Source organism: Planococcus shenhongbingii (assembly GCF_030413635.1).
Lineage (GTDB): Bacteria > Bacillota > Bacilli > Bacillales_A > Planococcaceae > Planococcus > Planococcus shenhongbingii.
The window spans coordinates 2,859,969-2,872,722 of sequence record NZ_CP129235.1 but is presented as its reverse complement, the minus strand read 5'-3'; the positions used below and the strand labels follow the sequence as shown (position 1 = coordinate 2,872,722).

Here is a 12,754-nt window from a genome sequence, read left to right as displayed (position 1 = left end):
GGAGCTGATGGTTTATGGGGAACGAACAGTTTTATCATTTTGAAGACGACAAATCCATTCCGAATAATCCGAGATTGCCTTTGATCATTTATCCAGGGGCCTTTAAAGAAAATCCAGAAACAATCGAAGCGGCTTTCAACAAAAATGGCTGGACCAACAGCTGGGTTGACGGCATTTTTGAATACCACCATTACCATAGCAGTACCCATGAAGTACTGGGAGTGCGTTCAGGATCTGCAACGATTCAGTTCGGCGGGGACCAGGGACAGGCGCTGCAGGTTTCAGTTGGGGATGTGGCGGTTTTGCCAGCCGGAACTGGGCACAAACTGCTGGATAGCACAGATGATTTTCAGGTGGTCGGCGCATATCCCGGCGGCGCGGAACCCGACAAGAAATTAGGCAAGCCAGAGGAACGCCCGGAAGTGCTGGAAGCAATCTTGGATGCCCCATTGCCGGAGAAAGACCCGGTTTATGGCAACGATGGACCGCTGCTTACTAACTGGACTTGAAAATAAAAAAATCCCCTGGCCATCCGCTGGCCAGGGGATTTAATATTTAATAATATAAGGACATATTAGACAACCAAAGAAGGAACAAAGAATTCATTGTATAACTCCTTTAAAATTTTGGTTTCATCTTCTTTCAAGACCCCGAAGACGAGGCTGACTTCGGATGAACCCTGATTGATCATTTCAATATTGGCGCCGGTTCTGGCAATGGCATCAGTTGCACGTGCAGCCAGCCCAGTGGTATATTTCATCCCTTCGCCGACCAAAACGACCATCGAGAAGTTGCTGATGAAATGCACATCGTCTACGTGCAGCTCATTATTGACGCGTTCCACAATGCGGCTTTCTTTTTCAGGCGTTAACTGATGGCTGCGGATGATGACTGATAGATTATCAATGCCTGAAGGGATATGTTCATAGGAAATGTCTTCGTCTTCTAGAATCTGCAGCAGTTTGCGTCCGAAACCGATTTCCCGGTTCATCAAATATTTGCTGACATACAGTGTAGAGAATCCGCTGTCCGCCGAAATTCCGGTCACCGGAAGGCGTGAATAATCCCGTTCTGCTACAATCATCGTACCCGGAGATTGAGGATTATTCGTATTTCTGATGCAAACAGGAACAGATTCTTTGAACGCAGGCATTAAAGCTTCGTCATGCAGTACAGCAAAACCGGCATAAGAAAGTTCACGCATTTCACGGTAAGTCATTGTTTGGATTTCCACCGGGTTTTCCACAATTCTCGGATTGGCTGCAAACACGCAGTCAACGTCTGTAAAATTCTCATACAATTCCGCTTTCACGGCAGCCGCTAAAATAGAACCAGTAATATCGGATCCGCCGCGGTCGAAAGTCCGCAGCGTGCCATCGTGTGTATAACCAAAAAATCCTGGGAACACACTGATGAGTTGTTGATTGGCCAAAGTGGATAAATTATTGTATGATTCTGGCAACGCCTGAACGCGTTTTGGAAGTTCAGTGACGACCAGCCCTGCTTGTTTTGGATTGATATATTCTGCAGTCAATCCAATAGATGAAAAATAAGCTGCGATTAGTTTCGCGGAATTGTCTTCACCGCTGGCTTTTACTTGATCAAAGAATAAAGAAGGATCTTCTTTGCTGAATGCGAGCCTGTAAGAAAGATCGGCTGCAATGATGGAAACAATTTCACTGTCGAGCCCCAATTCTTCTGCAATCGACGCGTATCGGCCAACTACCTGGCTCAATGCTGAAGCAGTATTTTGTCCTGATAACGCAGTTGTTGCTAATTGGATAAGAAGATCCGTGACTTTTACATCGCCCTCGAAACGTTTGCCGGGGGCTGATACCACAATGATTTTCCGTGCGGAATCCGCTTTGACAATGTTCGCCACTTTCTGGATTTGTTCCGCGCTTGCTACAGATGTTCCGCCAAATTTACATACTTTCATCTTTATCAAGTCCAATCTTTAGAGAATTGAGGGTTGTTTTCCATTTAATATAATACTATAATGTCCTTATGGTAAAAACAACTGTATTTTTACAGTGTACACAGCGTAGGAGGAATCGTCAATGAAAAATGAAATTTCGATCGGATTATTAGGGCTTGGAACAGTGGGCACTGGGGTTGCAAAAATTTTGCAGCAGCATCAACAAGATTTGCATCATAAATTAGGCGTTCAAGTAACCATTAAAAAAGTATTGGTCAGGAACAATAACAAAGAACGTTTGTCAATTCTTGATCCAAGCGTTTTTACAACCGATATTGACGAAATATTGAATGATTCTTCCCTGGATATCATTGTGGAAGTAATGGGCGGAATGGACGGAGCGAAACGGGCGATTGAAGAAGCGTTAAAAGCCGGCAAGCAAGTTGTAACCGCCAATAAGGATGTCATGGCTGAACATGGCCATGATCTTTTGAAACTGGCAGATGCGCAGAAATGCGATTTGTTTTATGAAGCGAGTGTAGCTGGAGGCATTCCGATCATCCGCACTTTGGAGGATGGATTAGCATCAGACAGGATTTCAAGTTTGATGGGAATCGTCAACGGCACAACAAACTTCATCTTAACGAAAATGAAAAAAGAAAATATGAGTTATGAAACAGCTTTGGCAGAAGCGACAAGATTGGGATATGCAGAAGCAGATCCTTCAGCAGACGTGGATGGATTAGATGCAGCACGGAAAATGGTCATTTTATCATCATTGGCATTTTCGACAGAAGTCCATATTGAAGATGTGCTGGTCAGAGGAATGCGGGAAATACAAGAGGGCGACTTGGAAATGGCGAATGATTTCGGTTATACCATGAAGATGGTCGGTTCTTCTAAAAAAGACGAAGAAGGCATCGAAGTTGCGGTAGAACCTATTTTCCTGGCAAACTCACATCCGCTGGCTTCAGTCAATAATGAGTTTAACGCAGTATACATATATGGAGATGCAGTTGGAGAAACAATGCTGTATGGTCCAGGAGCCGGCTCATTGCCGACGGCTACTTCCGTTGTATCAGATATTATCGCTGCATGCCGGAACCTGTTGCTTGAAGTTAACGGCAAGCGAATTCACGCTGCCCAGCACGAACGAGTGATGAAACCGGAAAGCAGCCGCTATGCAAAGTATTTCCATCGCTTACTGGTAAAAGATGAAGTGGGAGTACTGTCGAAACTAACTGCTGTTTACAGCAAACACGGTGCCAGCCTTCAATCTGTCATGCAGCATCCTGCAGCAGAAGAAGGGCAGGCCGAACTTGTATTTTTGACACATCAGATTTCACGCCAGCAGCATCTGGATGTATTAAACGACTTAGCAGGAACGGCGAGCGTCATCAGCCATTACCGCATCGAAGGGGAGGAAACAGCATGAGATGGCCAGGATTGATCGAACAGTATAAGGAATGGTTGCCGGTAAGTGAAGCTACACCTGCATTAACGCTGCAGGAAGGAAACACACCGCTAGTCCATTTAGAGAAGTTATCAGAGCAATGGGGAATTGAACTTTATGCGAAATTGGAAGGGGCTAACCCGACCGGATCCTTCAAAGACCGCGGAATGGTCATGGCCGTTGCAAAAGCAAAAGAAGAAGGAAAGACTGTACTAGTCTGTGCTTCTACCGGCAATACGTCTGCATCTGCTGCCGCATACGGCGCAAGAGCGGGTATGCGTACAATCGTCGTCATTCCGGAAGGGCGCATCGCACTTGGGAAATTGGCACAAGCAAAAATGTATGGAGCAGAAATCCTTGAGATCAAAGGGAATTTTGATGAAGCACTCCGCATGGTACGGGAAGTGGGGCAGGAAGCAGGAATTGCACTTGTCAACTCAGTTAATCCGTATCGTTTGGAAGGGCAGAAAACAATTGCATTTGAAGTGATCGACCAGCTGGACCGTGTGCCGGATATCTTCGCGTTGCCGGTTGGCAATGCCGGGAATATTTCTGCGTCTTGGAAAGGTTTTAGTGAATATGCTGAAAAAACCGGAGCAAAACGTCCGGAACTTTTAGGTGTCCAGGCAGCTGGAGCAGCGCCAATCGTTAATAATGAGATTGTTGAAAACCCGGAAACGGTTGCAACAGCAATCCGGATTGGCAATCCAGCCAGCTGGAACTTAGCATTAAATGCATTAGATGAATCAAATGGAACAATCTTAGCAGCTACAGATGAAGAAATTCTGGAAGCCTATCAATTGCTGGCTTCAACTGAAGGAGTTTTCGCAGAACCGGCATCTTGCGCTTCAATCGCAGGCATCAAAAAACAAGTGGAAAGCGGCATGCTGAAGAAAGGATCGACTGTTGTAGCGGTATTGACCGGCAATGGGTTAAAAGATCCGGAAACCGCCATTTCAGTAAATGAGCATAAAGCACAATTAGTGCCAGCAGATATGGAGCAGTTCTGGGAGGATTTGAAGAAAGGAGTCAAGGCATGAAATGGAACGACTTTACGGTAACCGTGCCGGCTTCGACAGCTAACTTAGGCCCTGGATTTGATTCGATCGGACTTGCTCTGGATCTTCACCTATCCATTCATGTCTCTCCTGCAAATGAATGGTCGGTTCAATACAATAATGAAAGCTATCAGCATTTATCGCCTTCTTCAGATAATTTAATCGTTGTGGCGGCTCAGAAAGTTGCGGGTAAATATGGCCGGGATTTACCGCCTGCCAGACTCCAAGTGGAAACCGATATTCCGCTTAGCCGCGGTCTTGGCAGCAGTGCTTCCGCGATTGCAGGCGGCATTGAAATCGCGGATCGCCTTCTTGATTTGAATATGCCAATGAAAGAAAAAGTGGAAATCGGCACAGAGATGGAAGGGCATGCGGACAATATTTCTGCAGCACTTTTAGGCGGCTTGACGATATCTTATGCGGATGCCGAAGAGCTGTCAATTGTTCATGTTCCAGAGGTCGAAATCGGTGTCTTGATCCTAGTTCCCCCTACAGAATTTCTGACTTCAGAATCCAGAGGATTATTGCCGGAAGAACTACCGCATCCTGTCGCCGTCCGCAGCAGCATGGCTGCGAATGTACTAGCCGCAGCATTGGCAAAAGGGGATTGGGAAACAGCAGGGCGCATGATGGAGAAAGATGAATTTCATGAACCGTACCGAAAAAGCAGGTTCCCTGACTTTGATGCCATTCGGCTAGCTTGCCGGAAATCTGGTGCTTATGGTTCTGCCATCAGCGGAGCAGGTCCATCTTTATTTGTCGCAGCAGAAAAAGGCAAAGAACGAGACATCAGCCAAAAGCTGAAAAAGCTCTTTCCGCATTATGAATGCCTGATTACCAAACCGTCAAATGCGGGTATAAAATCAGTTGAAACAGTTTTATAACATATGAAAAACGGTCCGAAACACTCGGACCGTTTTTGTTTATTTATTTCGCTATAACAATCATTGAGAAGTTTTCATCATCCGCTGTTTGAAGACATCTTTATAATTTAATGGAAATATACTTCGTTTCCAGGAAAGCTTCCAATCCTTCTTGTCCACCTTCGCGTCCAATTCCACTTTCTTTCATGCCCCCAAAAGGCGCTTGTGCTGTGGAGGGAGCCCCGTCATTCCAACCCACAATGCCATATTCAAGGTTTTCAGAAATATAAGTTCCCCGTGATAAGCTATCTGTAAAGAAATAGGCCGCTAAGCCGAATCGAGTGTCATTCGCAAGGCGTACCGCTTCTTCATCAGTATCAAAAGCCATAATTGGAGCAACCGGACCGAATGTTTCTTCGTTCATGACGAGCATATCCGGAGTTGCGTTGATCAATACGGTCGGGTTATAGAAGTATGCTCCGTTTTCTGCTTTTCCGTCTCCCCCGACTAAAACTTTTGCGCCTTTTTCCACAGCATCTTGTACATGCCGAGCCGATTTTTCATAGCCGTCCTGGTCAACAAGAGGGCCAATTTGAACGCCTTCATCCATGCCGTTGCCGACTTTCAATTTAGCTGTTGCTTCTTGCAGGCGCTGTGAAAATTCTTCAACAATTGTCCGGTGGACATAAATTCGGTTGCCGCATACACAGGTTTGCCCCGCATTGCGGAACTTCGAAGCCATAACGCCTTCAATTGCCAAATCCATATTGGCGTCTTCACAGACAATAATTGGAGCATGGCCGCCAAGTTCAAGCGATAAATTCAACATAGAGTCAGCGCTTTGCTTCATCAATTCTTTGCCGATTTCAGTGGATCCGGTGAAAGTCAGTTTCCGGACTGCTGGGTGGCTGGTGAAGACACGTCCGATTTTGCTGGCGCTTCCGGTCACCAAATTAATAACCCCTTTTGGGAATCCGGCTTCTTCTGCCAGCTCATACATACGCACTGCGGTCAGTGGCGTCAATTTTGCCGGTTTCGCTACAAATGTACAGCCGGCTGCGAGAGCTGGAGCCATTTTTCTAGCCATCATAGCAGCTGGGAAATTCCATGGTGTGATGGAAACGACAACACCAACCGGCTGCTTTAATACTTGGATCCGTTTGCCTTCTTTTGTTGCGGGGATGAGCCGGCCATTTGAACGCTTTGCTTCTTCAGCGAACCAGGAAATAAAGGAAGCGGAGTATTCAATTTCTCCGATGGCTTCAGCTAACGGCTTGCCCATTTCTTTCGTCATGATTTCTGCCACTTCCAGTTTGTGCTCCAGTAAAAGATCATGCCATTTCATCAAGAGAGAGGCACGTTCATAGACGGTCGTTTTTGACCATGTACCAAAAGCCGCAGAAGCAGCATCAACTGCAGCCTTAGCTTCTGCTTCACCGCCGTTTGGTACTGTACCGAATTTCTCCCCAGTTGCCGGGTTCATTACGTCGATGACCCCATCACCCGCTGTTGTCCAGTCACCATTAATATAGTTTTTACCTTCCATTAAACATTTCCTCCTTTTATAGCTTATATTGTCCTATCCTATCCCGTTACCTCTAATATAGAAAACATAAACCTTTCTCGGTTCTCCTTTGAGAAAATTCAAATATAGCCACATTTTCAGTGAGTTCGCATTAGATAGATGAAGTCTTGAAAAAAGAATGGGACCTGCTGTCAAATTAATAGCCATAATACGATTGATTGTAATTTCTAAATTGTCGTTGAATTCTATTTATAATAGCTTAAATTTATGCTAACATTGCAGCAACACTTTATCAAAATGAAGAGAAAAGGCGGAATTAGTGCAGTCGACTGAAAGTAAAAGGAGGAAGTAGAAATGGCGCAAATGCTGGCATTGACGATTTTAGTTTTCATTTTATTTATTGGCGAAGTTGTATCAATTCGCACAAAAGCTTGGATTCCTTCTATTTTTATTAGTGGGGTATTATTCCTGCTCGGATATTGGACTTTTTTTCCGCCTGATATTGTAGCGCTTGCTGGTATTCCGCCAGCGGTAGTAACAATGCTCATTTTCCTGCTAATTACCAATATGGGGACGTTATTATCCCTGCAAGAACTGAAAGCTCAGTGGAAAACAATTTTAATCGCTTTAGCAGGAATTTTAGGGATTTGTGCTGCTCTTTTTAGTATCGGGATGCTGCTGTTTGATTTTCAAACAGTAATAGTAGCTATTCCACCATTAGTAGGTGGAGTTGTTTCCGCTTTAATCATGTCTGAAGGAGCACAAGCGGCCGGATTGCCGACTTTAGCGGTTTTTGCAATTGTTATTTACGTCATGCAAGGTTTCGCCGGCTATCCTTTAACTTCGATTATGCTAAAACGTGAAGGCAGATCTCTTTTGCAAAAATACAGAAACAACGAATTGACGGAAAGAGTATTGGTAACTGAACAAAAAGGAACACCAACCGAGGAAGTGAAAGAACCGAGAATGTTCGCAAACATGCCGGATAAATACAATACCGATTTTTTTAAATTCTTCCGGTTGGCATTAGTCGGCTATCTGGCATATCTTGTTTCCGATTTATCAGCGCCTTATGTCGAAATCAGCCCCTACGTCCTTTGCTTGTTCTTTGGAGTAGTTGCCCGAAGTATCGGTTTCTTAGAACGCCATCCGCTGCAAAAAGCAAACGGTTTTGGATTTGCTATAATGGGTCTATTGCTTTTCGTTTTCGATGGCTTGAAAAATGCCACGCCAAGCATGATGCTGGAAATTATTTATCCGCTTGTGGCTTGTATTGCTTTAGGGGTTGCAGGGATGTACATTTTTTCTTTTATTGTCGGCAAGTTATTGAAAGTCAGCAAAGAAATGGCGTTTGCTGTTTCACTCACTGCGCTATATGGTTTCCCAGCAGATTACATTATTACCGTTGAAGTGATCAATTCCTTAACAAAAGATGAAAAAGAACGGGATGTATTGACAAGCCACATGCTGCCGCCGATGCTGGTGGCGGGATTTATCACTGTAACAATTGTTTCAGTAATACTAGCAGGAATTTTCGTCGGATTTTTATAAAGTGAAACTTCCTCCAGTGGAGTGTTTATTCCACTGGAGGTTAGTTGAACCAATCGGACTTTTACGGACAGTGGCATCCGCTCGGAGAAGCGGAAGCCATACTGCCCGATAAAGTCGGATAAAACTGGAGGGTTAATAAGATGATTAATGAAGCCATCAAAAATGCCATACAAGAAAGTAACGAAGAAACAATTAGCATTCGCCGCAAATTGCATAGTGAACCGGAACTGTCCTGGGAAGAGTATAATACTTCTCAATATGTTTATGACTATTTGACAAGCCTTGGTATCGAATGCCGGAAAACAGAACCTACTGGCGTGATTGGCACGTTAAAGGGCGGCAAAGAAGGGAAAACTGTGGCCCTCCGTGCGGATATGGATGCTTTATCAGTAGAAGAACTGAATATCGATTTGCCTTATAAATCGGTTACAACCGGTAAAATGCATGCATGCGGACATGATGCCCATACTGCGATGCTGCTATCCGCCGCTAAAGCATTAGCTGGCATTAAAGACGAACTGCCGGGCTCGGTCCGTTTTATTTTCCAACCGGCAGAAGAAGTGGCCACAGGAGCTAAAGCAATGGTTGAGCAAGGAGCAGTGGAAGGTGTCGATGACGTATTCGGCATTCATATCTGGTCACAGATTCCTTCACATAGTGTAGCCTGCAATCCAGGCCCATCTTTTGCATCAGCTGATATCTTTAAAGTGCATTTCAAAGGCCGAGGCGGCCACGGCGCGATTCCGCAAGCTTGCATTGATGCAGCAATTATCGCTTCATCGTTTGTTATGAATGTTCAATCTGTGGTTTCACGGACCATTGATCCACAACAGCCGGCTGTTGTAACAGTTGGTAAAATGGTTGTGGGCACACGGTTTAATGTAATCGCTGAAAATGCTGAAATTGAAGGAACAGTCCGCTGTTTTGATGCTGAAACACGTGACCATATTGAAAAGCAACTGAAAATCTATGCGGAAAATACAGCGGCAATTTATGGCGGCACTGCGACTGTTGACTATTTTAGAGGCACGCAGGCAGTCATTAACGGACAAGAAAGTGCTGAACTGGTTCGGCAAGTAGCTGCAGCTGCGTTTGGGGAAGGGTCCGTTTATGATGAAAAGCCGACTATGGGCGGTGAAGATTTTTCCTTTTATTTGGATAAAGTTCCCGGAAGTTTTGCGTTAGTCGGCAGCGGAAACCCTGAAAAAGACACGCAATGGGCCCATCACCATGGGAAATTCAATATTGATGAAGAGGCTTTGGCAACCGGCGCGGAATTGTATGCACAGTATGCCTGGGCTTATTTAAATAAATAATATTGCTGGAGGAAAAAAGAATGACGATACACAATCCGCTATTGGAAGATTTACTGAAAGGTTTTGACACCAGCCTGTCTCATTCTGGCGTCAATGGGGAACGTATTGCCCGGCGACTTTATGAATTATCTCACATCGGCTTTACACAAGTTGGGGGAGTTAAACGCCCCGGATTTTCAATAGAAGAAAAATCAGCGAAAGCACTTGTAAAGAAGTGGATGTATGGTGCCGGGCTTGACGTGTCGGAGGATGGTGCAGGAAATGTCGTTGGGCGCCTGAAAGGAGCAAATCAGGATGCAAAAGTCATCGCTTCAGGTTCTCATGTGGACAGTGTCCCAAACGGGGGGAATTTTGATGGGCCTCTCGGAGTATTATCAGCATTAGAAGTAGTAGAGGCCTGGAAAGACAGCGGTTTTACTCCCAATAAACCATTTGAAGTAATTATCTTTACTGACGAGGAAGGATCGCGGTTTAATAGCGGCCTAAGCGGCAGCCGGGCGATGGTAGGGGAAATCAACGAAGAAGAGATCCAAAGGCTTCGTGATTTTAATGGTGCAGACTTGGAGCAGGTTTTGGAAGATTATGGAAGTTCGATACGGGATTTCAAAAATGCCAAACGCGATTTTAATGAGCTGGAGCTTTTTGTGGAAGTCCATATCGAGCAAGGAAAAAAACTGGAGCAAGAAAATCAGCCTGTGGGCATTGTCAGTGGAATTGCAGGATTAGCATGGCTGGAAATTGAGTTTTACGGCGAAGCAGGGCACGCAGGAAACACGCCGATGATTGGCCGAAAAGACCCACTTGTGGCAGCTGCAGAATTTATCCAAAGAGTTTCTGAATTCCCGCAGAAGGTAAGTGAAACGGGAGTAGCAACAGTCGGCAAAATGGCAGTAGCGCCGAATGGTGCCAATGTGATTCCAGAAAAAGTTTCTTTAAACGTGGATATCCGTGATATCCAAGAACAGACACGCGATCAATTGGTAAATCTGATTACAGAAGAAGCTAGAAACATAGCAGCGAAACGCGGAATTCAAGTAGAGATCAAACAAAGCACAAAAATCCAGCCGATTCCGATTGCAGAAAATCTGAAAGAAAAACTAGCTGAATCATTGAAAAAGTTTGGGATTAAGCCGACTTATATACCAAGCGGTGCTGGACATGATGCTATGGTGCTTGGAAAGCATATTCCAGTTGCCATGCTGTTTGTCCGAAGCAAGGAAGGGATCAGCCACAATCCAAAAGAATGGTCATCATTAAATGATTGTGTAGCAGGAATCCATGTATTAAAGGATTTTATTGAGAAAAAAATGATGGAGTAAGAAATCGGCCAGAAACCGTCCAGTAAAATGGACGGTTTTTATATTTACTTAAAATTAATAAAACTATTAGAATTTTAAGAAATAATTTACAATTAAATGAATAATTAATATAATTAAGGGTATATATGTAAATGAAGAATAAAAAAAGTAAAGATATGGGAGGCGATGATATGGTATCAATGAGAAACAACCTTTCTGAAACCCAGCCATTCACAGAACATAAGATATTGAAAAAGTGCCGGGAATGTTTCGTAAATGAAACAGATCGTATTGCAGAAACAGGAGAAAGGTTTATAAAATACTTTATGAAAAACTCTACTCCAGACGGTGTACTTTTTAAAACCATTAAAGAAATAACTATGGATATGAATATTCCGCATCAAACTTTATCAAAAGTATTAAAGACACTTGAGAGCAATCACATTATTTATAGACGAAATGGAATTATTGGATTATGGAAAGAATGAAAAAAGAATTACTTCATTTAGAAGCGATTTTTTAGGCTGTAGGCATCTTGCGAAGTTGAGGCTGTCTACAGTCTTTTAATGTTGCGAAAAAACTGAAAAACTAGTAGCGATGTACCGTACTAGCAAAACACAATCCAACTCAATAATTTCAATAGGGAATGACATCATCCAAAGCCAGTTAATGAAAGATTCCATCTGATTTGAGAAGCAGAAACCACACTTGAATTTACAATTTGCATATGTCTACAAGCAAGCATCACTTCATAAGAAGTGGTGCTTTTTTTGCATTTAGATAAAAGCAGAGCTTCTACTTTTCGGATAGCCGGCAACGAAACAGCAACTATAAACTATCTGCCATAATCTATGAAACATAAAAATCATATATTTTTTCGGTTAGGGTACATAGAACTATAATGAATTTTCTAATATATGTTAAAAAGATTCTAAGAGTCGAAATACTTAAAAATTCCAATTATTTTTTTGTTTTTTTCTTTAAAAGTGTAGATTGAACTAAAAAAGTATGATATAAATGAACTACAATTATCTGAATTTTAAGAAACTGATTAATCTCTAATTCTATTTGCTCAAAAGGAGGAATATTCTGTGGGCCAAAAAATCCTTATTTTAAATATTCTAAAAAATCTAAGGAAACAATTAAAAGTGATTCTCAGTATTACCTTTCTTTCAATTGGGGTTGTTTGGTTTTTACTGTATTTTGTTTTAGTGCCCGAATATAAAGCAACTAGCCAGATTCTAGTTGAGCAGGAAGAAAGTTCCGTGCCTTCGGCAGTAGCAGATTCACAGCTTGCTTCACAAGTTCCTGGGATAAATGAAACCTATAGCGCAACCATAAGGAGCCCGCAAGTTTTAGGAGAAGTCATTAAAGAATTGGGCTTAAAAGTCTCGGTTAAGCAATTACACGAAAGAATTATCGTTTCTGAAGCAGCTGATTCTCAAGTATTGAATATAACGGTTTCCAGTGCAGACAAAGAGTTGGCCATTCAAATCGCCAACTCAGTTGCTGTGAATTTTAAAAAGAAAATTCCTGAAATGATGCAAGTGGAGAAGGTTTCAGTTATTCCAATTACCAGCGACCAACTTCCAACTTCACCATTTGAAGAAAATATGGTGTTTAGCTTAGGGGTGGCAGGGGCTTTTGGTTTTATAATCGGAACTTTGGTGGCATTTATCCTGGAAATGCTAAATACCTTGTTTAAAACAGGAAGACAAGACAGCAAAACTACGGCAGCAAAACTGCAAACGGTATTTAAGTAATTTTTTAGC

General features: G+C 43.2%; 11 protein-coding genes. 9 read left to right on the top strand and 2 right to left on the bottom strand.

The genetic code is table 11. The annotated features are described in order from the left end of the window. Nucleotides 1-14: 14 nt before the first annotated feature. Entirely contained in the window at nucleotides 15-509 is a 495-nt protein-coding gene (locus QWY16_RS14170; protein ID WP_300989871.1) for a hypothetical protein, read from the top strand. A 65-nt stretch (nucleotides 510-574) separates the two neighbouring features. Here the strand turns inward: QWY16_RS14170 and QWY16_RS14165 are convergent, their stop codons facing one another. Further along, entirely contained in the window at nucleotides 575-1,939 is a 1,365-nt protein-coding gene (locus QWY16_RS14165) for an aspartate kinase (protein WP_300989870.1), read from the bottom strand. A 121-nt stretch (nucleotides 1,940-2,060) separates the two neighbouring features. Here QWY16_RS14165 and QWY16_RS14160 point away from each other — a divergent pair, with 121 nt between their 5' ends. Genes QWY16_RS14160 through thrB form a run of 3 tightly spaced genes read left to right on the top strand, consistent with a single transcriptional unit; the run spans nucleotide 2,061 to nucleotide 5,313 of the window. Next, on the top strand, nucleotides 2,061-3,353 hold the full coding sequence (locus QWY16_RS14160; protein ID WP_300989869.1) for a homoserine dehydrogenase: 1,293 nt from the start codon (nucleotides 2,061-2,063) through the stop codon (nucleotides 3,351-3,353). Further along, on the top strand, nucleotides 3,350-4,411 hold the full coding sequence (gene thrC, locus QWY16_RS14155) for a threonine synthase (RefSeq protein WP_300989868.1): 1,062 nt from the start codon (nucleotides 3,350-3,352) through the stop codon (nucleotides 4,409-4,411). The genes QWY16_RS14160 and thrC overlap by 4 nt, the downstream gene beginning before the upstream one ends. Continuing rightward, entirely contained in the window at nucleotides 4,408-5,313 is a 906-nt protein-coding gene (gene thrB, locus QWY16_RS14150; RefSeq protein WP_300989867.1) for a homoserine kinase, read from the top strand. Before thrC ends, thrB begins: the two co-directional genes overlap by 4 nt. 100 nt (nucleotides 5,314-5,413) lie before the next feature. Here the strand turns inward: thrB and QWY16_RS14145 are convergent, their stop codons facing one another. Further along, nucleotides 5,414-6,838 carry an NAD-dependent succinate-semialdehyde dehydrogenase gene (locus QWY16_RS14145; RefSeq protein ID WP_300989866.1) on the bottom strand — a complete coding sequence of 475 codons (1,425 nt, stop codon included), beginning with the start codon at nucleotides 6,836-6,838 and terminating at the stop codon, nucleotides 5,414-5,416. Nucleotides 6,839-7,171: 333 nt separating this feature from the next. Here QWY16_RS14145 and QWY16_RS14140 point away from each other — a divergent pair, with 333 nt between their 5' ends. The 5 genes from QWY16_RS14140 (at nucleotide 7,172) to QWY16_RS14120 (ending at nucleotide 12,745) form a co-directional block, all read left to right on the top strand. Beyond that, on the top strand, nucleotides 7,172-8,368 hold the full coding sequence (locus QWY16_RS14140; protein WP_300989865.1) for a hypothetical protein: 1,197 nt from the start codon (nucleotides 7,172-7,174) through the stop codon (nucleotides 8,366-8,368). Nucleotides 8,369-8,508: 140 nt separating this feature from the next. After that, nucleotides 8,509-9,684, top strand: a complete 1,176-nt coding sequence (locus QWY16_RS14135) for a M20 metallopeptidase family protein (RefSeq protein WP_300989864.1) — start codon at nucleotides 8,509-8,511, stop codon at nucleotides 9,682-9,684. A gap of 20 nt (nucleotides 9,685-9,704) precedes the next feature. Further along, nucleotides 9,705-11,003, top strand: a complete 1,299-nt coding sequence (locus tag QWY16_RS14130) for a M20 family metallo-hydrolase (protein ID WP_300989863.1) — start codon at nucleotides 9,705-9,707, stop codon at nucleotides 11,001-11,003. 131 nt (nucleotides 11,004-11,134) lie between these two features. After that, nucleotides 11,135-11,470 (top strand): replication/maintenance protein RepL, encoded by a 336-nt coding sequence (locus QWY16_RS14125; protein ID WP_300989862.1) that lies wholly within the window; start codon nucleotides 11,135-11,137, stop codon nucleotides 11,468-11,470. Between the two features lie 603 nt (nucleotides 11,471-12,073). Further along, complete coding sequence (locus QWY16_RS14120; protein ID WP_300989861.1) at nucleotides 12,074-12,745, top strand: YveK family protein; 672 nt, start codon at nucleotides 12,074-12,076, stop codon at nucleotides 12,743-12,745. Nucleotides 12,746-12,754 lie beyond the last annotated feature (9 nt).